The 23,370-nt window shown below is 36.2% G+C and carries 18 protein-coding genes and 1 CRISPR repeat array; of the genes, 16 read left to right on the top strand and 2 right to left on the bottom strand.

Annotated elements, in window-relative coordinates:
- Positions 1-13 precede the first annotated feature (13 nt).
- The 13 genes from GQ594_RS02365 (at position 14) to GQ594_RS02305 (ending at position 17,952) form a co-directional block, all read left to right on the top strand.
- Positions 14-478 (top strand): TadE/TadG family type IV pilus assembly protein, encoded by a 465-nt coding sequence (locus GQ594_RS02365; RefSeq protein WP_160411309.1) that lies wholly within the window; start codon positions 14-16, stop codon positions 476-478.
- 23 nt (positions 479-501) lie between these two features.
- Complete coding sequence (gene tadF / locus GQ594_RS02360) at positions 502-1,284, top strand: tight adherence pilus pseudopilin TadF (RefSeq protein ID WP_160411308.1); 783 nt, start codon at positions 502-504, stop codon at positions 1,282-1,284.
- 24 nt (positions 1,285-1,308) lie between these two features.
- Complete coding sequence (locus GQ594_RS02355; RefSeq protein WP_160411307.1) at positions 1,309-3,273, top strand: TadE/TadG family type IV pilus assembly protein; 1,965 nt, start codon at positions 1,309-1,311, stop codon at positions 3,271-3,273.
- Between the two features lie 96 nt (positions 3,274-3,369).
- Positions 3,370-4,584 carry an RCC1 domain-containing protein gene (locus tag GQ594_RS02350; protein ID WP_160411306.1) on the top strand — a complete coding sequence of 405 codons (1,215 nt, stop codon included), beginning with the start codon at positions 3,370-3,372 and terminating at the stop codon, positions 4,582-4,584.
- Positions 4,585-4,586: 2 nt separating this feature from the next.
- Positions 4,587-5,039: a prepilin peptidase gene (locus GQ594_RS02345; protein WP_160411305.1), complete on the top strand. Its 453-nt coding sequence runs from the start codon at positions 4,587-4,589 to the stop codon at positions 5,037-5,039.
- Between the two features lie 587 nt (positions 5,040-5,626).
- Positions 5,627-6,862: an NRAMP family divalent metal transporter gene (locus tag GQ594_RS02340; RefSeq protein WP_160401578.1), complete on the top strand. Its 1,236-nt coding sequence runs from the start codon at positions 5,627-5,629 to the stop codon at positions 6,860-6,862.
- A 14-nt stretch (positions 6,863-6,876) separates the two neighbouring features.
- Positions 6,877-7,653: a 5-oxoprolinase subunit PxpA gene (locus GQ594_RS02335; protein ID WP_160411469.1), complete on the top strand. Its 777-nt coding sequence runs from the start codon at positions 6,877-6,879 to the stop codon at positions 7,651-7,653.
- 120 nt (positions 7,654-7,773) lie between these two features.
- Positions 7,774-9,360, top strand: coding sequence for an urea amidolyase family protein (locus tag GQ594_RS02330; RefSeq protein ID WP_160411304.1), 1,587 nt, complete (start codon positions 7,774-7,776; stop codon positions 9,358-9,360).
- Positions 9,361-9,376: 16 nt separating this feature from the next.
- Positions 9,377-11,131 (top strand): acetyl/propionyl/methylcrotonyl-CoA carboxylase subunit alpha, encoded by a 1,755-nt coding sequence (locus tag GQ594_RS02325; protein ID WP_202112427.1) that lies wholly within the window; start codon positions 9,377-9,379, stop codon positions 11,129-11,131.
- Between the two features lie 288 nt (positions 11,132-11,419).
- On the top strand, positions 11,420-12,667 hold the full coding sequence (gene sstT / locus GQ594_RS02320) for a serine/threonine transporter SstT (protein ID WP_160411302.1): 1,248 nt from the start codon (positions 11,420-11,422) through the stop codon (positions 12,665-12,667).
- Between the two features lie 143 nt (positions 12,668-12,810).
- Complete coding sequence (gene acuI / locus GQ594_RS02315) at positions 12,811-13,806, top strand: acrylyl-CoA reductase (NADPH) (RefSeq protein WP_160411301.1); 996 nt, start codon at positions 12,811-12,813, stop codon at positions 13,804-13,806.
- Positions 13,807-14,253: 447 nt separating this feature from the next.
- Positions 14,254-15,693 carry a hypothetical protein gene (locus GQ594_RS02310; protein ID WP_160411300.1) on the top strand — a complete coding sequence of 480 codons (1,440 nt, stop codon included), beginning with the start codon at positions 14,254-14,256 and terminating at the stop codon, positions 15,691-15,693.
- 442 nt (positions 15,694-16,135) lie between these two features.
- A CRISPR array of direct repeats spans positions 16,136-16,523; the repeat unit is 28 nt; unit sequence CTTTAACGCCGTGTAGGTGGTTTAGAAA.
- 232 nt (positions 16,524-16,755) lie between these two features.
- Entirely contained in the window at positions 16,756-17,952 is a 1,197-nt protein-coding gene (locus GQ594_RS02305; RefSeq protein ID WP_160411299.1) for a sugar efflux transporter, read from the top strand.
- A 73-nt stretch (positions 17,953-18,025) separates the two neighbouring features.
- Here the strand turns inward: GQ594_RS02305 and ypfJ are convergent, their stop codons facing one another.
- Positions 18,026-18,883: a KPN_02809 family neutral zinc metallopeptidase gene (gene ypfJ / locus GQ594_RS02300; RefSeq protein ID WP_160411298.1), complete on the bottom strand. Its 858-nt coding sequence runs from the start codon at positions 18,881-18,883 to the stop codon at positions 18,026-18,028.
- 219 nt (positions 18,884-19,102) lie between these two features.
- Here ypfJ and GQ594_RS02295 point away from each other — a divergent pair, with 219 nt between their 5' ends.
- Entirely contained in the window at positions 19,103-19,996 is an 894-nt protein-coding gene (locus GQ594_RS02295) for a DMT family transporter (protein ID WP_160411297.1), read from the top strand.
- 323 nt (positions 19,997-20,319) lie between these two features.
- Positions 20,320-21,825 (top strand): glycine betaine/L-proline transporter ProP, encoded by a 1,506-nt coding sequence (gene proP / locus GQ594_RS02290; RefSeq protein ID WP_160401179.1) that lies wholly within the window; start codon positions 20,320-20,322, stop codon positions 21,823-21,825.
- Between the two features lie 104 nt (positions 21,826-21,929).
- On the opposite strand, the gene GQ594_RS12345 is transcribed toward proP, so the two are convergent.
- A complete protein-coding gene (locus GQ594_RS12345) occupies positions 21,930-22,796 on the bottom strand; it encodes a helix-turn-helix domain-containing protein (RefSeq protein ID WP_160411296.1) in 867 nt (288 codons plus the stop codon).
- Between the two features lie 181 nt (positions 22,797-22,977).
- On the opposite strand from GQ594_RS12345, the gene GQ594_RS02280 reads away from it, so the two are divergent.
- Positions 22,978-23,322 (top strand): fructose PTS transporter subunit IIB, encoded by a 345-nt coding sequence (locus GQ594_RS02280; protein ID WP_160411295.1) that lies wholly within the window; start codon positions 22,978-22,980, stop codon positions 23,320-23,322.
- Positions 23,323-23,370: the final 48 nt, after the last annotated feature.

The following is a 23,370-nucleotide window of genomic DNA, read 5'->3' as shown; positions in this document are numbered from 1 at the left end:
ATAGAGCAAAATTATGTTGAAATATTGGAAATTATTATTTCGTCAAAAAAAAGCAAGCGTTTCGATAGAATTTGCAATTGTTTTTCCTTCTTTAATTGTACTATTTTTGTTTGTTCTTGAATTTAGTCGAATTATGTTTATTGGTTCTGCTTTGGATCTTATGACTACTGAAATCACGAGAAAAACAGCGATTTCTGAACAGCAAAATTATGATGAACAACTACAGAAATTAATTAAATCCGAAGCACCTTTGTGGCCTTATATAGCAGATCCGAAAAAGCTTCATATAACTGTAGCATTTTGTGAAACTATCGAAAAATCTATTAATAATAATTGTCAAAATTCTCCATCTGATGATACTCATATATTATTATTTGAATTGAAGTACGACTATTACGCCATATTTTCTCAACTATTTAGTCGTATTCTTGACACCTCATTGGAAAAGAAAACTATTGTTTACCGTGAGTTTTATTAAAATAAAAAGGAATCAAATGACAAATGAAATATTCTGGTAATTTCTTTCATAATAAAGACGGTATAATTTCAATAGAATTTGCGGCATGCTTTTGTGCATTTTCAGTTTTAGTATTCATTATCTATGATGTGTATAGTAGCATCATGTTGCAAGATAAATTAGAACGAGCTAATTATACTGTAGCTTCTATTTTTCGTGAAAGATCATCTATTTACCCAGTTATAGATGATAAAAATGGTCTTAATGGATCTTTATTATGCCAAAAGTCTAATTCTGCTTCTTGTTTTAAATCTTACGAGTTGTTTGATAATACTCAAGTGAAGGAACTTAGCCAACTAGCGACTTCATTGCTCAATGGGCGTAATGTTATTTTAAAGGTGGATGCGTTATATATTTTGCAAGATATTAATAATCCTGCAAGTTTAGAACATGCTAAACTAGTTACCTTAGAGGAAGCATCTTGTTCTGATAGTGTTTGTAATAATAATAGTGGAATTAATGGATATTTTTCTTCCTTACCTAGCATGACGGATCGTTCAAATAGCACACGTGCTGATTATACCAAACTTGTTCCGTATGTTCCAAGAGTTGTGGATCCCTCAAATGGATTAGCAGGGCGTTGGATACCTTTATATCGAGTTAGTATGTGTATTGTTAATGAAGAAAGTCTTTATTTGAAATGGATTAATTCAAATAGAGCAACATCAAATAGCTTGCCAAATTTATGTAGTAATGTTGTTGTGTTATCGCGTTGTGATGATATTATGAATCCTAATAATACAGCTTGTCCAATTTATCATCGCTAATCAATACCCTTTTTAGAGGATTATATGAGCAATAATAAACTTAAACAGAATTATCATAAAAAATCTTTTTTTAGGTGTACCTTAGGAAGTGTTGCTATTGTTTTTGCGATTATGCTTCCAGCTATGCTTATTTCTATGCTAGTTTCGATTAATTATGTTCAAGAAATGCGCGATCGTGCTAGACTTTCTGAAGCAACTAACGAAGCATCGTTGGCTATTGTAGCTTTAAACAATAAAAATATTGATGCTCCTGCAATTGAACAAAATCGTAAAATAGCATTAAACTATATCAATTATTCTATCTATCAGAAAATTAACGATGATTTGGTTAAAAATAAGGATGCAACTATTGATATAAAATATGATAGAAACAAAAAAATATATAGTGTAGTCTATAAACAAAAATTTGATTTCCTAACTAGTGATAAAGGCAGTGGAAAAGGTAATGGATCAGAGCAGTCGATGATTGTTGGCAATAAAACAAACACTTATGGGAATACAAAAAAATTTGAACGTCGTGACTCATTTGATATCGCTTTCATTAGTGATTTTTCAGGTTCAGTAACATGTAAATACAGAGATACTTCGTGTAATGCCTATTCGGAAACTCATCCTGATACGCAGCGCCTTAAATATATGAAAAAAGCAATAGGTGACATTATTGATAAGTTTAAACAGTATCCAGAATATAAGTTTGCATTAGTTCCTTATGATATTGGAGTACCTGTTCAGCAAAACAATAAAAACCCAGCAGGTGGTGAAAGCTATGGTTGTTCGGTTATGTATAAAATGAAAAGTCCTTATGACCAAGTTGATTATAGTTTTTGGGCAAATAAAAATATTGCATATCGAAAATGGAGTAATTTAAAGGCAAAGAATATTATTACTGATTATTTAACCTATAATTATTTCGATAAATTTAAGAACACAGTTTATTATAATTTAGATTATTTTTATTACCGCTATTATTCACAACTGATTGGTCCAGCTTTGGGATATGATAGTGATAAAAAATTGGTAGATAGTGGGTTATGTACTGTTCGGCATAGGATTGAGCAACTTAATATGGGTTCTGCACGATATGCTTGTGGTAAAAATAATGCTGATTATCCATTAAAAAATAGCAATAAAAGGACAGTTGAAGATCAATACGCTAAAGTAGTTCAACTGTATGATTATATGTTTTCAGGAGATCATCCTGATGTACATTATTCATTTGCTAACACTAAAACAGTTGATGTACAAGGTACAATTGATACATTGTTTAGTGATATAAATACTAATACTATAACATTTAATCGATCTATTTCTCCAACTGTGGCTGATTTTTCTCCATTTCAGGGAATGTGTCAATCACCATTATATAACAATGGCATTATGAGTAAAAGTATAGCGGAAATGAAAAAAAATCATAAAAGGTTTGCTGAAGCTGCTAAAAAAATGAAGAAATTTAAGTTATCACCTTATTTAGTTCCCTTTAGTCAAGATGAAAATCATAATGCTAATCTTTTAAACTCTATTAAAAAAGCAGACTGGAAACCAGGAGGAGGGACTGATACTATAACGGCTTTGTTAAGGACTGTTCCTGTAATGGCAAGAGGTGGTGCTAATAATAAAATAATGATTATTATTACTGATGGCAAAGATGATAGTGGAGCAGATATTCTTAGAGATCAGTTTTTGGATGCTGGTGTTTGTCAGACAATAACGAGTGGATTAACTTCATTAGATAACAAAAATAGAGGTTATATTGATATGCCGGCTGAAACAGCGACAATTCACTATATAAAAATTGACCCAAGAGCACGTAATTTGACAACAAATTCTGAGTATGAAGCTGCATACGGTAAATGGTTTACTAAATGTATGAATGAAAATAAACAATATTTGCATGAAGTTCAAGATTATCAATCATTGTATGATACAATGGAAAAAATAATTTTGAGTGAGACGGGAAATTTTGTTAATAAAAATAAAAATAAAAAATAACAGAATAGGAGTTATCGATAAATGAAACTAAAAAAAGTCGTAATATTTATATCCTGCTTATCCTTTTCATTATTAGCAAAAGCTAGTACAGATGCTGTGATTTTAACAACAAAATCAGAAATAGATGTTCCTACAGCAACTAACATGGTTGATACAGGCATAACAATAGAAAATGGTGATGTCTGGGTTTGGGGATTTAGAAACTCATCTCAGCAAGGAAATGGACGAGAAGATGTTTCTTCAACTACTCCTCCTGCTAGAGTAGAGACCTTTGCTAGAGAGGGACTTACTATTACACAAGTAGCCGCTGGAATATATCATATTATTGCATTAGATGATAGAGGCAATGTATGGGGGTGGGGACAAAACGGATATCATGAGGCAAGCGGTGGCAAGCCAGCGAATGGGAATTACCCAAGCTTACCTGTTTTAGTTTTAGAAAATAAAGATGTCATTATGATTAATGCAGGGGAATATGTCTCTTATGCATTAACGAGGGATGGCGATGTTTATTCTTGGGGGCATGGCATATATGGTCAAGTAGGGAATGGTACCTACAACGCGATAAATGACGTTTATAAAATTCCTCGGGACAAATTTAATGGTCGTCCAATAGTATTAATAGGTGCTGCTTACGAAAATGGATATGCTATTGATGATAGGGGAAATATTTATGCATGGGGTGATGAAGAAGCTAATGCATTTGGTCGTGAAAATGTCCCTGATCATAGATATCCTAACGAGCCAGTCGATATTACAAATTATATTCCAATTAATGGTGAGGATATAGTGCATATTACGGGGGGGAATTCTTTTACTGCTTTTTTAACCTCGTCGGGTGAAGTTTATGGTATGGGAGCGGCAAATCATTTAGGACTTGGTTTGGATGAAGAAGCTGTCTATGACCCAGATGGTACTCTTATAACGCCCACAAGAAGGTTAGCTAAGCCGCAGTTTATCACGGATAATATTAATATGCTTTATTGCCGATATGCCGGGTGTGCTGCTCTTAATGAAAATAGAGAATTACTGACATGGGGAATAACTGCTGGAGCTTTTCAAAAGCAAGTATATGGATCTAAACCAACACCTAGAAGCTACCTTGGTAATTTAACTAAAATTGATGGAGGCAAAGAGCATCTAGTGTATTGGAATGATGAAGGAAAAGCATTTGGCGTTGGATATAATGTTCAAAATAAATTTGGCGGAGGTTCTAGTCCAGTAAATTGGCCTGGAAAAGAACTTGAATTTGTTGTTGATGAAATGAAGAAAGTTTATGGTTCAAATTATGTTCCAGGTCAAGGACTATGACGGTGAGTCAAGAATTAATTAATGATATTATTCTTTTAGCTATTTGGATGTGTTTGTTAGTTTCTTGTTATACGGATTTAACATCTCGGACTATTTCAAATAAGATTGTTATGATAATATTCATTTTGGCTATTTCAAACTTTTTATTTGGGCAAGGGCAGCTAAATTATGGCGCATCAGCAATATTTTTAATTTGTGGTTTGCTTATGTTTTATTGCCGATTAGTCGGTGCAGGGGATATTAAGTTAATTACTGCTCTTTTAATAACTATTTCAGTAAATAATGTCTTGTCTTTTTTGGCTGTAATTACATTTTTTGGTTTGCCATTGGCAATCTTTGCAATTATATATAAACGTTTTAAGAAAACAGAAGGTGATGTTACATTACCCTATGGACTTGCAATTAGTGCGAGCTACTTTTTAACATCAATCACGCTGTTTAAAGTTATATTGTAATAATAGGTTTTTTGTGTTCACGTTAGTTATGCAATATGCGCTTTGACAATAAATATTAGTGTTTCTCATTCTAAAGCAAAAGTTTGAGAAACATTCCTTCCTTACATTAACTAATATACGTTAAATCTGAACGGTAATTACAAAATATAAACCTAAATACATAAAGAATTAAGTTATTATTGGATTATTTACAAATCTTATACACTAATATGACTTTTTATTTTAAAAGATAATTATTTTTGTTTTACGTAATAAAAACAAATCCTTTACATTAGGATTAGTATAATATGAGTTTTTATATTGAAACGTAGTATTTCCTAAAATTTTTTACAAAAATTATTATGTTTAGTCATATGAATTAAAGATCTTATATAAAAGATATCTTTGTACACATTTTTTATTCATGCCAACTTTTTAGAACATTATAATTATTTTTTATTAGTCTTTTACTTAAAAAACAGTAATTATATTTAACTGCATTATCAAAAATAGTTGAAATCACGGCATAGTTATCGCCTATAAATAACATTATATGCAATTATATTTGTATTGATAATTATAGAAATAAATTAAGAGGAGACATGCATATGGAAAATCATAGCAGTAGTACCGTTGCTTTTGTTAAAAATCGGCGTGCTTCATTAATTAGTGCCATTTTTTTAATGGCAACATCGGCAATTGGTCCAGGATTTATTACTCAAACCGCTACGTTTACCGTTACGCTTGGTACTGCCTTTGGCTTTGGTATTTTAGCTTCTATTATTATCGATTTTGTTGTTCAGCAAAATATTTGGCGAGTGGTTGCGTTAACTAAAATGAATTCGTCTGATATTGCCAATGCCACAATTCCATTTAGTGGTTATGTGCTTGCAGTGCTAATTATATTTGGTGGGTTAGTGTTTAATATTGGTAATATTGCCGGTGCAGGATTAGGTTTAAATGCGTTGGTTGGGCTTGATTCTAAATGGGGTGGGGCAATTAGTGCATTTTTAGCGGTTTATATCTTTTCATCGCGTAAAGCTAGCAATTTTATTGATCGTTTAATGATTGGTTTTGGTTTGCTAATGATTGTTTTAACGTTATTTGTGGTGTTTGCATCTCACCCTCCAGTTGGTGAAGCGTTAAAAGAGACCGTTTTCCCGAGTGATATTAACTTTGCTTCAATCACAACTATTGTTGGTGGAACCGTTGGGGGATATATTTCTTATGCCGGCGCTCACCGTTTACTTGATAAAGGTATGGTTGGTGTAGAGCATATTGATTATGTTTCGGGGGCGGCAACTAAAGGGATTGTGGTTGTTGGTTTAATGCGTTACATTCTATTTTTAGCGATTTTAGGTGTCGTGGCAAGTGGTGTGACAATTGATATTTCAAGCTATGCAGCCAACCCCGCATCGCAAGCGTTTCAGGTTGCTTTAGGCGAGTTTGGATTACGTCTTTTTGGTTTGATTTTATGGGCGGCAGCCATAACCAGTGTGATTGGAGCCGCTTATACTTCAATGACTTTTATTACACCTTTTAAACGAACAATTACAGATAGACAACGCCAATTTGCCACCATTATCTTTATTGCTGTTTCGCTTGTGATCTATTTAGCTATGGGGACAGCACCAGCATCATTACTTGTTTTTGCCGGTGGCTTTAATGGTTTAGTGTTACCGCTTGGTTTGACCATTTTTGTGTATATTGGTTGGCGGCGAGCTGATCTTATGTCTGGATATCATTATCCAAGATGGTTATTACTTTCAGGTGTCGTTGTGTGCGCAATTACTTGGTATATGGGCATAATGTCGGTTGCGACTATTTTTAACTATTTAAAATAGAGGACAATATGACAATCACCAAATGTATTGATTTAAACAGTGACCTTGGCGAAAGCTTTGGTCAATGGCAAATGGGTAATGACGAGGCAATGCTAAAAGTTGTTAGCAGTGCCAATGTCGCTTGCGGATTTCATGCTGGTTCACCAGCAGGTATTTTAAAAACATTGAAAGCGGCCAAAGCCAATAATGTGGAAGTGGGTGCTCATGTTGGCTACCCTGATTTAGTGGGGTTTGGTCGCCGTAAGATGGATATAGCAACTGATGAATTAACCGCTGATGTGATTTATCAAATTGGCGCACTTAAAGGATTAGCCACATCAATCGGCACCAAAATAAGTTATGTTAAGCCACATGGTGCATTATATAACACCATTGCGCATGATAAACGTCAGGCAATGGCGGTGATCGATGCGCTTTGTGCGGTTGATTCCACATTGACTTTGGTTGCTCTTGCAGGCTCAAAATTGATTGAATGGGCTAAAGAAAGTGGCTTGAGCGTCGTTGCCGAAGCGTTTGCTGATAGAGCATATCATGCCGATGGCACATTAGTTTCGCGTAAAGAAGCCGGTGCTGTATTGCACGATCCTGATTTGGTTGCCGAGCGAATGTTGCAATTAGTTAATGACGGTAGCGTGATGTCTATCGAAGGGCAATTTGTGCGTATTGAGGCAGAATCAATTTGTGTCCATGGCGATAGCGTTGGTGCTTTAGCAATGGCACAAAAAGTTCGACAAAAACTACAACAAAATGGCATTCATATTGCCTCGTTTACTAAAAGTAATAATAACTAAATTAGTTAATGTTTTGAAAAATTTAATTAAATTAATAAGAAAATAAAAATATGATTAAACAAAACAATATAAAATATGTGTTGTTAGTGATTGGATATTGATCATATTTCGAGGTACTTAATGCGATTTTTACCCGTTAATATCGATGCGTTTATCGTAGAATTAAACAGCCTTGAGCAAACCATGGCGCTTACAGATGTGCTTCAAGGTGTTATTGCTGAGTGGCATATCAATGAAATAATCCCAGCGGCACGAACCCTATTAATCCGTTATAACCCCATTGTGACCGATGCTAATATACTTGCAAAGCAAATTGCTCAATTAGATATTTCGGCAAACGTTATGCAATCTGGCGAATTGGTAACAATACCGGTTCGCTATAATGGCGAAGATTTACCTCAAGTGGCAGATTATCTTGGCATAACAGTTGCCGAAGTGATTGCAAGGCACACCAATAACGAGTATCAAGTGGCTTTTTGTGGCTTTGCTCCGGGGTTTGCTTATATGGTATCTAAAACGGTTCAACTTAATGTGCCACGCCGACAATCTCCACGCGTTCGCATTCCAGCAGGGTCGGTTGCTTTAGCAGGGGAATTTAGTAGTGTTTACCCACAATCAAGCCCAGGTGGTTGGCAACTTATTGGTATTACCGATACCGCCGTTTGGGACATCTATCGTGATGAGCCAGCGCTGTTCAAACCCGGCACGCGGGTTCATTTTATTGATGTGAGCCAATCGAAAACAACTTATCATTTACCTGCTCATTTATCAGTTTCTAAAAAACAAGATAACACTGTTGAGCCGCAACAAGATATAACCGTATTAACGACAGGACTACAAACATTGTTCCAAGATAATGGTCGAATTGGTCAGGCAGCGTTAGGTATTTCTGAATCGGGAGCGATGGATAAAAGCGCATTACACAGCGCTAACCGTATATTAGGTAATTCAATTAATGAACCGGCGTTAGAAATTACTCAAGGTGGTTTTAGCGCACAAATAAACCGTTCAATGCTAGTTACAATAACAGGAGCTGTATGTGATATCACCATTACCACCGCCCAAGGCGAAACCTATACTTTGCCCATGTATCAGCCAATTCAATTAGAAGTAGGCGATATTATCCGCTTAAGTAATGTAAAATGTGGCACTCGTAGTTATTTAGCGGTGCGTGGTGGTTTTCAAGTATCGCCAATTTTAACCAGTTGTGCGTTTGATACGCTTGCACAAGTAGGTCCATTGCCACTAAAAGCAGGGCAAACATTGGCAATAAAGCAAACAAACACATTAAAACCAGTTTTATTAACCGAAACCCCTACTATCAATTACCCAACTAGCCAAGATGTGGTCGTCTTAGATATTGTGCTTGGACCGCGTACCGATTGGTTTACTCAGCAAGCGATAGAACTTCTTACTTCACAGTTATGGCAAGTAACGCCAGCGTCTAATCGTATTGGATTACGCTTATCTGGTGAACAACCATTAACTCGTGAAAAACACCAAGAATTACCAAGTGAAGGGACTTGCATTGGAGCAATTCAAATTCCTGCTAATGGACAACCTGTGTTATTTTTGAATGATCATCCTTTAACGGGTGGTTATCCTGTTATTGGCGCAGTCTGTAATTATCATTTAGATTTGGCAGGTCAAATTCCAGTCAATGCCAAAATAAAATTTAATCCTATAGGGATATTTAAAGAATTTTAAGGGAGTGATGTTGATCATGTCTAAAAATAATCAAACAATAACGCATAAAGTATTAATTGCTAACCGTGGCGAAATTGCCGTACGCATTGTGCGTGCCTGTCGTGATATAGGTTTTTTGTCTATTGCGATTTATGCTGATGCCGATATTAACGCACTTCACGTACAAATGGCCGATGAAGCTTATGGACTAGCAGATAATATACCAAGTGAAACGTATTTAGATATTGATAAAATTATCGCTATAGCTAAAAAATCAGGGGCAACGATGGTTCACCCTGGTTATGGTTTTTTATCTGAACGTGTTGAATTTGCAAAAGCGGTGCAAGATGCAGGGTTAATTTGGGTTGGTCCCAACCCCGAAACGATCGAAATATTAGGCGATAAAGTCAAAGCAAGGCAGCTTGCATTACAGGTAGGTGCCCCTTTGGTTGTAGGAACAAAAGAACCTGCTAAAAATGCTAAAGAAGCCGTCGAATTTGCTCATGCCCATGGCTTGCCTATTGCTATAAAAGCTGCATTTGGTGGCGGTGGTCGAGGCTTAAAAGTTGCTTGGCAAATAGACGAAGTGGAAGAGCTTTACCATTCCGCCGTGCGTGAAGCAACTGCTGCTTTTGGGCGTGGAGAGTGCTTTTTAGAACAATTCTTACATAACCCTAGACATGTCGAAGCACAAATTATTGCCGACAAATTAGGGCATATTGTTGTGGTTGGTACACGCGATTGCTCACTGCAACGACGTAATCAAAAATTAATTGAAGAATCACCCGCTCCTTTTATTAGCGAACAATTAACTGAACAAATAACCCAAGCATCAATAGCCATTTGTGCTAAAGCAAATTATGTTGGTGTCGGGACGGTTGAATTTTTACTCAGCCAAGATGGTAAATTATCATTTTTAGAAGTCAACACACGGTTACAAGTAGAACATCCCGTAACAGAAGAAACAACAGGCATTGATCTTGTTGTTGAACAACTGCGTATTGCCCAAGGTTTGCCATTAAGCATTAATGAAACGCCAAAACCTAAAGCCCACGCTATTGAATTTCGTATCAATGCCGAAGATGCCGCTAATGGCTTTTTACCTGCGGCAGGCACCATTACGCGCTTTGATGTACCATTAGGTGTTGGTGTTCGTGTAGACAGTGGCGTCACGGTGGGCTCAACGATTCCTGCCACGTTTGATTCACTAATGGCAAAATTGATTGTGGTTGGTCATAATCGACAACAAGCCATTGCTAGGGCTCGCCGAGCGTTAGCAGAATTTACAATTGAAGGGGTGGCAAGTGTTTTACCATTTGATCGTGCTGTGATTGAACATCCTGATTTTTGTGGTGATTTTAATGTACATACTCGTTGGATCGAAACTGAATTAAATGCCACAATCACACCCGCAAAAAGGCAAATTCCTGCCAAAGAAGAAGCATTAATAAAAACCGTTATCGAAATTGACGGCAAACGCTGTAAACTGGGCTTACCTGCAAACCTATTTGCTGGATTGGCTATGCAAACCGAAGCAAACGTTACCTCATCGACTTCAACTTCTGCTAATGACGTACTATCCGATTCGATTGTACCATCGCCTGTATCTGGCAACCTTTTCAAATGGCTTATTGATGATAAGCAAAATGTAAACGAAGGTGATGCCATTGGCATTATGGAAGCCATGAAAATGGAAGTACAAATTATTGCACATCGCAGTGGCACAGTAACCAAAACGGTTCAAGAAGGCGATTATGTTAATGCAGGTGATGGCGTTGCTGAAATTAACTAGCCCCTGATTAGCTTCAATTAATCACAATTGGGGTATATCTACAGCCTAATAGTTAAGCTTTAATAACTAGTATTATATAAAGTGATAATACTAGTTTTTTTGTTTATGTTTAGCCATTTTTTGATAGTAAATGATGCTTAAGTTAAGACTGTTTTTAATGAATAATAAAACTTAGTAATTACTTGAAGTAATATATAAAAAAAGATTATTATTATGATTTTTTTATATAAATTTACTATTCAAATATGTTAAGGTCTTGAGCTTATCTTTAATAAACAGGAAAGTAGCATGGCACACTCATCTCATCCTCTAGTTCGATTTTATTTTAAAGTCGGGTTGATTCCACAGATTTTATTGGGGTTAATATTTGGCGTTACACTAGCTGCTGTATCTAAAAATACGGCGCTAAATATGTCATTATTAGGCGATCTTTTTATTAATGCCTTAAAATCAGTTGCCCCTATTCTTGTGCTTATTTTAGTTATTGCTTCGATATCGAATCACCAGCACGGTAAACAAGCGAATATGAGGTCATTAATTGTTCTTTATCTTGTTGGTATGATGTTAGCCGCATTATTAGCCACGGTTGCTAGTTTTTTATTCCCGTCACAGATTTCATTTGGTGATACACTAAAGAACCTTGAACTAACGCCACCTAATGGCATTACCGAAGTATTAAAAACCTTATTAGGTAAAATGATTGACAATCCAATTAATGCACTGATTAATGCAAATTATATTGGTCTTATTGTATGGGGAGTTGGTATTGGCTTAGCTTTAAGACATAGCAGTCAAACCACTAAAACGATGATGAATGATTTGTCTTATGCTATTTCGTTTATTGTCAGAATTATTATTCGATTTGCGCCTTTAGGCGTCTTTGGGCTTGTTGCTTCAACATTAGCCGAAACAGGGTTTAATGAACTCTACAAATATGCGCACTTATTAGTTGTATTAGTTTCTTGCATGGCGATTGTTGCATTGGTTATTAATCCATTGCTTGCTTATCTCGTTATGCGGAAGAATCCATATCCACTTGTATTTACCGCTTTAAAAGAAAGTGCGATCCCAGCTTTTTTTACACGTAGTTCTGCGGCGAATATTCCCGTTAATATTGAAATCTGTAAAAAATATAATATGGATGAAGATACCTATACCGTTGCTGTGCCACTTGGGGCGGCAATTAATATGTCGGGTGCAGCTGTTACCATTACGGTGTTAACACTAGCAACAGTGAATTCAATGCCAGCTAGTGCGGGTATACATGTTGATATCTATTCTGCGGTATTACTATGTATTGTGACCTCGGTATGTGCTTGCGGTGCATCGGGTATTGCAGGTGGATCGTTATTGCTTATTCCTGTTGCCTGCAGTATGTTTGGTATACCGAACGAAATTTCCGCTAAAGTCATTGGGATTGGTATTGCCATTGGTGTAATTCAAGATTCGGTTGAAACCGCATTAAACTCGTCAAGCGATGTGGTGTTTATTGGTGCGGTTTCGTCGGCGGCACAAAATAAAAAAATAACTAGTTAGTTACATATTAAAGTAGAGAGACTTATTTGATACAATGTGATGTAATCCAAATTTAAAATTAGCGGTGTCAGGTTACACCGCTTTTTGTTATTCATCTTTATCACTATTTTAATATTCAATCTTCAATCTAATAAGGAATAGCCATGTCATTTAATGCCATTCTCCTCGAAAAAGAAGCCACAACGGGTTTTGCGAGCTCGCTAAAAAGCGTCAGTAAACAACAACTCTTAGCGCAACAAGGTGACACGTTAATTCAGGTTGCTTATTCAAGCATCAACTATAAAGATGCACTAGCCTTAACCAACAAAAGCCCTGTAGTTAGGCAATGGCCAATGGTGCCGGGGATTGATGGTGTTGGGTGTGTGGTTGAATGTGTTAGTGGGCGTTACCAAAAAGGTGAACAGGTGATTTTAAACGGTTGGGGCTGTGGTGAAACGCATTGGGGATGTTTGTCACAATATGCCTATTTAAAATCGGATTGGCTGATTCCACTACCTAACAATCTAACGCCTTATCAAGCCATGGTCATTGGCACAGCAGGTTATACAGCTGCGTTATGTGTTGAGCGAATTGTCGATTTTGGCATAAAACCCCACCATGGCATGGTGCTTGTGACTGGAGCAAGTGGGGGAGTGGGATCGGTTGCGATCAGTTTACTGGCCAGATTAGGTTATCAAGTTACAGCATCGACTAGTAAAATCGATGAAGCACATTATCTACAAAAACTCGGTGCAGTTAATGTTATTGATAGCCAAACGTTAAAAGAAGTAGGCAAACCATTACAAAAAGAACAGTGGTCAGCGGTTGTTGATGCGGTTGGTTCGCACACTTTAGCCAATGCTTGCGCTCAAACTCAATATGGCGGTATTGTCGCTTGTTGTGGACTTGCTCAAGGAATGGACTTACCAGCAACAGTTGCGCCATTTATTTTACGAGGAGTAACTTTGGCAGGCGTGGATAGCGTCATGGCAAGCTATGATAAACGTGTGTCAGCATGGCAGTTATTATCCCAACAGCTTGATGCGCAAACTTTAGCAAATATTGGTCAAACAGTTACTCTAAATGAATGTGTTGAAGTCGCAAACAACATGGTTGCAGGGCAAATAAAAGGCCGTTTTGTAGTTGATGTAAACAAATAACAAAGCCCCTCGCTAAACAGAGCTATTTTATATAAATATGTACAAAAAAGGTTCAGGAAAGGTGTTGATTTTATTTGAGTTTTTTGGTTTATTTTACCCAAAAACTTCTGTTCAAAAGGCTAATTATCCAAACAATACGCCCAAAAATTAATAAAATTTTACAATTCTTTTAAAAAAACTAGTTATTTAATTATTAACAAGTTATGCTTAATGCTCTTTTAAAAAAGCTCATAAAACGAGCGTGAAATATGAAAAAACAAATAAAACAATAAGTTATTTTAAAGGTGAAATATTATGCTCCATCATGATAATAGGTATTGGCAGCCCTGTACTCTAAATCTTTTTCAATATCACTGTAATCAAAAACAGTCTCAATTCTTATTTTTATCATCAAATTTCGTAAAATTGCCGAATCTATCACTAGATTTATTACGAAGATTGAGGTTTTTGCCTTTCTTATCTAGATTGTCTAACTTACCTAAATCTGCCTTGGTCTTTGCGCCACTGCTTTTATTGTCATATACGCAAGGAACGCAAGCGTTGTCGGCACAGACTTCACAGGTTATACATGGCAGTGCGCCGTATTTAACATTTGATGGTGGTATAACCAAGTCAACCAATGTTGACGAGCTATTATTTATTATATTGCCTGATGGTACAAAACTTACCCCATCGACCAACACTTCAAGTTTCTTAAATCCAATAAGGTTATCTAATATCAAAAATACTTTAGGTGATATCAGCATGGTGGTACCACCATCAAAAAATTCAATCAATTTAAATGACTTAATTATACCAAGCAATTGGGGGGATGATGATGGTGACGGACAGGGGGTAAATGGTGTTACAATAACGGGGAGTATATCGGTATCGTTTAACGATAAAGATAGTAATACCGTTAATCGCGATGATGCATTAAGTATATGTAATGCGCCCTATCGGATAAGCTTAGAAAGTACAAATGGAACTTTAACAACACAGTATGGCGTTCCAAGAAGTAGTACTTTTAGTGAATCTTCAGTGGATTATTATATTAACCCGAATGCCGATGTAAGTATTTGTTCGGTCAGACCGTTTCTAAAGGAAGGTTCAGGCCAGTTTGCAGGCCCATCTAACATATGGAATCCATATAAGGGTTTTTTAGTTCAGTCTACAAATCCTTCTTCTTACAATCTTAATTTTCCGTCGACAGGAGCTGATAGTTTATATTTTGATTTGGATATTGTTGGGGTAGATGCAAGTCAGTTAACTTGGTCTCCTGTTTCTCATGGAGGAGTAACGGCCACAGCAACGATAGTAATGGCTTCTGAGGGGTGGATTGATATTGGTAGGGGGAAACAGGTAACACGTGTTAAGTTAACCGGTCCAAGGGCGGATAATACTCAAATACAATCAAGTAATCCTAGTTCACTTACAGTGCCGCCTTTGCCACAGACGTTTGAGTTGGAGGGAAGAGATAGTAGTGGTAATGTTGTTGTGAAATATGGCTTTGTGTTAAAGCAGTGGTTCGTCAATCGGGGTGATCAAGATAAACGTTATAGTGATCAATTAGCATGGTGTAATAGTTTGGGTTATCGCCTTGCTAAGGTAAAGGATTTAACTAATGCAGTTTGCTCTGGTTGGATGTCTGAAAGTGATTGTCAAGGTGCAGTTGGTGCTACGCCGTCGTCTAGTGATAATGTTTACAAGCGTCACATAGGGGCAGGCTTTTTCACTGAGTGGGGAGGCATGCACTTCTACGTTTATGCTGATGCAGGCTTCGTTGGCAACAACTACTGGACAAGCGACGCATCAGGTAGCGACCAGTTCAGTGTCTACTCGAGTTTCGGTCAAGTCAGTAGCCTCAGCACTTCCAGCAGCGGATATGCTGTTTGCACGACACCTTAGTTTTTAACATTTATTTCTTAATCCTTAGGGCGTGGTGGTAGTTATGGTGCAAATAGAGGTTAATATAGTAAAGAATAAAGCCCTAGCATAAGTTGGGGCATTACCTTAGAATTGCGTTGTTTTGTTAAATCACCTACACGGCGTTAAAGTTTGCGGTGCTTTAGCTATGACTGTCAGCGATTTTCTAAATTGCCACAACAGCGCTATCCACGTCAAACAACTAATCACATTTACAAATAAAAAGTGTTTACAAAAAATATTGATTTTATGTGATTTATTTTTTAGGTATTTTCTGAATACAACCCCCCACAAACCCTTTTTTTAACGATAACTTAAAACGCAATAAAATCAACATATTAAAAAATATCTCAAAAAAAGGGTTTTCAAAGCTAAAATTGTCGTTTATCTTTATACAACAAGATTTATCGAATCTTAAGTTCTACTTTAACGCCGTGTAGGTGGTTTAGAAATTCAACCAAATGGAAGGGGATATGCATAATTTCTTTAACGCCGTGTAGGTGGTTTAGAAATAAGTCAATATTACCCTCGGCAACATTTGTGACTTTAACGCCGTGTAGGTGGTTTAGAAATCGTTTTTGGTCACTTTTTGCTTGAATTTCTGCTTTAACGCCGTGTAGGTGGTTTAGAAAACTCAACCCTTTGTTTTTAGCTGTTAGCGTTACTTTAACGCCGTGTAGGTGGTTTAGAAATGCTTACGCAGAGGATTTATTATCAAGTGGTGCTTTAACGCCGTGTAGGTGGTTTAGAAATGTGCTAATTGGGCATATGGAAAAACAAAGTTCTTTAACGCCGTGTAGGTGGTTTAGAAAAACTTTTCTCAACATCAAGCACTTTTGATATTCTTTAACGCCGTGTAGGCGAAGGACATTATTTTTCACAAAAATTAGTCAGAAAAGGTATTGATTTTATTGAAGTTTTTATTAGTTGTTTTTTTGATAAAAAACAGCACTCTTATCTCCAGATCACTTCTCTTTGAATTTTATTACTTTTATGCCAATTTTAAGTATATAATCGGTACAAATCCCTCTACTATGTATTGTTATGACTAAGATATCTTCGTTTCGTCAAAAACAGAGCATTATTTTTATTGCTTTTTTAGCCACTACGTTTATTGTCGGTATTGCAGGGGCGTTGCAATCGCCTACGTTAAGCCGTTTTTTATCGTTTGAAGTAAATGTTAATCCCCGTTTGGTGGGGCTGTTTTTTTCGGTGAATGCGTTAGCAAGTATTATTGGTAGCTTTTTATTAGCTAAATATTCAGACAAAAAAGGCGATAGGCGACATATTGTTATATTTTGTTGTTTAATGGGCGTTGCTAATAGTGTGATATTTGCCTTTTCTCGGCACTATGTTGTTTTGATTACGCTGGGTGTTTTATTCGCGGCTTTATCATCGGCTGCAATGCCTCAAGTTTTTGCTCTTGCGCGTGAATATGCGGTAAAAACAGGGCGCAATGTGGTGGCGTTTAATTCGTTAATTCGTGCTCAGCTTTCTTTGGCGTGGGTGATTGGGCCGCCACTTTCATTTGGTTTAGCCGTTCATTATGGTTTTACTGCCATGTATTTAAGTGCCATGTCTATGTTTGTTGTGGCAATGTTGTTTGTTGCGTTTTTTTTACCATCGGTTGAAAAAAATCCAACCTCACAACTTGATAATTCGATTGATATAAAATCAACCGAACAACCGCTATTTAAAAATAGAAATGTAGTTTGTTTATTGCTTTCTACTGTGTTTATGTGGACAGCCAATATGATGTATATCATCGATATGCCACTTTATGTGGATTCTGTATTACATTTATCAAATTCATTACCTGGGCAATTAATGGGGTTAGCGGCAGGTATTGAAATTCCTGTTATGTTGATTGCAGGCTATTTAGTCCCAAAATTGGGCAAAAGAAATTTATTTTTTATCGCCATTGTTTGTGGTTTGTTATTTTATATCGGTATGATTTTATTGACTAATAAATTTGCTTTATTTGCTTTGCAACTTTTTAATGCGCTTTTTATTGGTATTGTGGCAAACATTGGTATTATTTATTTTCAAGATCTGCTACCAACAAGAATGGGAGTCGCCTCTACCTTATTTAATAATGGTATTATTTGTAGTGTGATTTTGGCAGGTGTAATTCAAGGCTTTGTTTCTGAGTCTTATGGGCATGAGGTTATTTATTGGATTGCATTTGCGATGGTGGCCATTTCATTGCTGTTTTGTGCTTTGGTGAATGATAAAAGTTGATGACGGTCGTTGCTAAATTGTCTTCCTAATTAAGGAAGACAATTATTAACGTTTTTACTTTTTATTCAGCAAATTATTCGGCAAAGGTATTGCACTGACTCAGCGAACCGTTATCAAATCCTTTTTTAAACCATGTATAACGCTGTTTTGATGAACCATGGGTAAAGCTGTCTGGTATAACATAACCACTACTTTGTTGTTGTAATCGGTCGTCGCCAATGGCTTGTGCCGTTTTTAGTGCTTGTTCTATATCGCCCACTTCAAGGATGTTCTGTTTTTGCATTGCATTACCCCACATACCGGCATAACAGTCTGCTTGTAATTCTAATTTTACCGATATTTGGTTTTTGGTGGTGTTTGATTGTCCTTGTGTTAGTTGTTCGACTTGGTTAAATGTTCCAAGTAAATTCTGTACATGGTGTCCCACTTCGTGGGCGATAACATAACCTTGTGCAAAATCCCCCCCACCGCCAAGGCGTTGTTTCATTTCTTGATAAAAGGAAAGGTCTAAATATACCGTTTTATCAATATTACAATAAAATGGTCCCATCATTGCTTGACCAGTACCACACGATGTTTGGGTTGCGCGAGTATATAGCACCAATTTAGGTGGAACATAAGTTTTGCCTAGGCGTTGGAATTGTTCGCTCCAGTAATCTTCGGTACTGGCTAAAATGATCGAGGTGAATTTGGCCGCTTCGCGGTCATCTGCGGTATATTCCGAGGAGGTTTGTTGTGTGCTGTCTGGGGTTGTTAGGTCGGAACCGAGTAATCCCGTTAAATCAACACCATAATAACCTGCCACTAAAACCACAATAAATAAAGCAATTTTGCCTTTGCCTTTAATAGGGATTACGGTTCCCATTCCACTGCTTGATTGTGAGCGGCGATCTTCGATGTTGTCGCTCTCTCTTTGGTCTTTCCAACGCATAAGGAGTACCTTGTCAATTTTGATTTTGTTATTTTAATGGATAATGATTAAGGATACTAGATTAAGTCAATGCTATCGTTGTGATTTGGAAAAATAATAATGAGCAAAATGATAGTAGTAGGTAAAAAATGTAATGAAAGGGGTTATTCTTTTGCATTAATTTAGGTATATAATGTGGCTAAATTCCATCGTATCTTCATTCTGATATCAGGGTATTATATGCCGTATCTATTGCTGACTTTAGCTGCTTGTTTTTGGGGCGGAAATTATGTTGTTGGGCGTGTTTTGGTAACGCAAGCCGATCCCATTGTTATATCTGAAGGGCGTTGGGTGATTACTGCTGTGTTGTTATTAGGATTGTATCATCATCAAGTACGTAATGATCTTTCTAAAATTAAAAAGTCGATTGGTCCGATTTGTTTATTGGCAATTTTTGGTCAGATCTTGTTTCCTTTAACGCTTTATGTTGGATTGCAATATACTTCGTCGCTTAATGCATCAATTTATCTTTCGGCAACGCCAGGTATGGTTTTGGTGATGAATAAATTATTATTTAATGATTCAATTTCAAAAAATAATATCTTAGGTGTGTTGTTTAGTACCATGGGTGTGATTTATTTGATTTTACAAGGTAATCTAACCAATTTAAATTCATTGAGTCATATTAATAAAGGTGATCTGTGGGCAATGGCTTCGGCAATGAGTTGGGCATGTTATAGTGCCTTTTTACGTTTAAAAGATAAGTCGATTGCAGGTAATGCTTTTGTTACCGTCAGTGCCGTGTTAGGCTCTTTGATGTTATTGCCTATTGCTTTAGTGTATTTTTATTTTTATCCTGTTGAAAATTTAGCGCATTATACTGATAGCAGTTTCTTGCTTGGTATATTGTATATTGCTATTTTTGCTTCTTGGCTATCTTACTTGTTTTGGAATAGGGGGATTGCTGAAATTGGCGCAAACCGTGGGCAGATCTATACTCACATTATTCCTTTATCTGGCGGTGTTTTTAGTATTCTATTTTTGCACACCGAAATTGCCAACTTTCATATTATCAGTACATTATTTATTGTGATTGGTATTTACCTTTGTTCGAAAAAAAACGATGGTTCATAATTACATTTAGCAAAAGCAAAATGAGGGTGTGTAGTGGTTGCATTTTACAAAATGGGATATTTTGTTATACTTGATGGACAATTTTTGTGAAAAGGAATTGTTTTACTGTTATCAAGTCGCAATATAGCTAGTCGAAATTACTTACCTGTTTTTGCTTTTTATTTTCCTCTTTTTTGTTTTATTGGATTTTGCATCAATCTTTATTAACTGTTTTAGCGTATTTTTTGTAATATCAATGATGTTCATTTTGTATTACACAATGATATCAATGGTGTTACTTCGTTATTCCTTTTCTTTGTCTAAATTAAAATAGGCGGTATGTTATGAAAAAAGCAATAAGATTTAAAAGGAAGCCATTAAATATTAATGATATTACCATTATTGATGATAACAAATTAAGAAAGGCAATTATTGCAGCAGCACTGGGCAATGCGATGGAATGGTTTGATTTTGGGGTTTATGGGTTTTTGGCGTATGTTTTAGGACAGGTGTTTTTTCCTGATGCGTCGCCAAGTATTCAAGTTGTGGCTGCTTTAGCGACTTTTTCGGTTCCTTTTTTAGTGCGTCCATTAGGCGGTTTAGTTTTTGGAGTGCTTGGTGATAAGTTGGGGCGCCAAAAAATTCTTTCTGTCACTATTATTATTATGTCACTCAGTACATTTTGTATTGGGCTTATTCCTTCTTATGCCACCATTGGTATTTTTGCACCGCTTTTATTATTACTCGCAAAATTAGCTCAAGGGTTTTCGATAGGTGGTGAATATTCAGGTGCGGCAATTTTTGTTGCAGAATACTCGCCAGATCGTAAGCGTGGATTTATGGGGAGTTGGTTGGACTTTGGTTCGATTGCTGGGTTTTTAGTTGGTGCTGGCTTGGTCGTACTATTATCAAGCATTCTTGGCGAAGTGAAATTCCAAGATTGGGGCTGGCGAATTCCATTTTTGTTTGCCTTGCCATTGGGATTGATTGGTTTGTATTTACGCCACGCATTAGAAGAAACCCCCGCATTTCAGCAACATACCGATGAGATGGAAAATAATGAAAATACAAATACCGCAAATCCTCCTCAAATGACTTTTAAAACGATTTTCACTCAATATTGGAAGAGTTTGTTAGTTTGTGTTGGATTGGTGATTATTACCAATGTCACTTATTATATGTTGCTTACTTACATGCCAAGTTATTTATCGCATAACTTAAATTATCGTGCTGATCATGGTGTGTTGATTATTATCGCTATTATGATCGGGATGTTATTTGTACAACCTATGATTGGTTTGATTAGTGATAAAATTGGACGCAGGCCTTTTATTGTTGGGGGAAGTTTAGGGTTACTGATTCTTGCTTATCCTGCGTTTATGATGATTAACAGTGATGTTATTGGACTTATTTTTATTGGTTTATTGATTTTAGCTGTGCTACTTAACTGTTTTACGGGAGTAATGGCCTCTATTTTACCTGCTATTTTCCCAACAAGTATTCGTTACAGTGCTTTGGCTATATCCTTTAATATTTCGGTACTTATTGCTGGGGCAACACCAACCGTTGCCGCTTGGTTGGTTGAAGCGAGCGGTGATTTATATATGCCAGCCTATTATTTAATGGTAGTTGCGTTAGTTGGGTTGGTGACAGGTTTAAAAATGAAAGAAACCGCCAATAAACCGCTTCGAGGTGCAACACCTGCCGCATCGGATCGCTCAGAAGCCAAAGAGATTTTATCGGATCACTTCGATTCGATAGAGCAAAAAGTGGAAGATATCCAGCAACAGATCGATACTTTACAAAAACAGCGCCAAGATTTGGTGGATCAGCATCCTAAGTTAGATTGATTTTGGTTAGAGCCTCTTAATAAACCAAGTGTATATTAATAATACGCTTGGTTTTTCTTTAGACTTTTGTGTTAATTGGAGATAATAGTTATTATTGTAAGTTACTATTTTAGTATAAGTTTACTGTGATACTGACGTCGATATTCAGTGGGTGTTCGTTCTGTCTTTTTTTTGAAAATCCGACAAAAATAATTACTGTCTTTAAACCCCGATGCTATCGCAACTTCTTTTACATTTAGATCATAATCTTTCAATAACGATTTTGCATATTCTAAGCGGATGTGGTTTAGGTATTCGTTTAGTCCTATTTTGCCTTCGCGTTGAAACAGATGCGATAAGTAATTGGGCGAAATGTAAAACATGTTAGCCAAAAAGTCGCGTGTAATATCTTCACGAAAGTGAGTGTCTATGTATTGGCGAATAGCTACAAATAGGCTTGCCGTTTTGGATGATGTTTCAATATCAACATTGAGTAAGTCAAGTGTATTACTTAATAAGCTTTGAATCAAAAAGTATACCGTTTTGTTTTGTTCAAGCGATTGATTTTGCCAAGTTATTTCTGTTAGCGCTTGAATGATAAATGTCCCTACTCTTGGTCCTCGCCTAGGTTTGTTAACTTGACCACAGGGTATTAACTGAGTACCATCCCAATGCAATAAACTGATTCCGATTTGTTGTTTCCCAAATAAAATACTTAATAATGTAGTAGGTGTTGTCCAAATAGGTTTGTTCCAACTTTGAGCAGAAATATACAATAGATCATTAGCAGTTAAGGTTTTTTCAATCACTTTTCCTTCATTGTCTTCCCATTGCATTTGTTGTTTTCCTTCCAATATGATTTCAATTCTAGGGAAGTTGACTTGGTAGGCAAGCAAAGGGGCATTAGTGCTGTTGTTGGCAAAATAGATGTGGTTATTATTTTTATCATTATTGATAAATTGTTTTAACACTTCTTCAATTGATATTTCCACTTTTTATATCTCTTTGATTTATCAATTAATAATATATTATATACTAGCGCTTATGAGTTGTCACAAAGGAATAATGGTAACGCTATTTTATCGAGATTATTTTTTAAATTACAATTAGATATTGCATTAGATTTTTTAATTCACAATAATAGCCTTTTATGTTCAATAAAGGGTTTCGTGAATGGTAAAATTAAATGTCGTTGCTATTACGGCATGTATTAGCGGTGTTGCGCATACTTATATGGCTGCCGAACGTTTGGCAAGGCTTGCTAAACAAAAAAATTGGACTATAAAAATAGAAACCCAAGGCGCATTAGGTATAGATAATGAGATTACATCTGATAATATTCAACACGCCGACTTAGTGATTATTATCAGTAACGTTAATATTAAAAATAGAGATAGATTTACTATGTGTCGATGCATTGAAATGGATATTAGCCGTTTTTTAATTGATAATAGTGAGCTATTAGACTCTATAAAACGAGTGGCTAAAGCACCTTATGGGACATGTATCAAGCTTTAATATGTTATTGGTTTTAAAGATTTAGTATTGTTCCGCCAGCAATGTCCA

The sequence above is a fragment of the Gilliamella sp. Pra-s52 genome (assembly GCF_009795805.1).
Lineage (GTDB): Bacteria > Pseudomonadota > Gammaproteobacteria > Enterobacterales > Orbaceae > Gilliamella.
The sequence above is the reverse complement of the archived record's forward strand: the minus strand, read 5'-3'. Positions and strand labels throughout refer to the sequence as shown.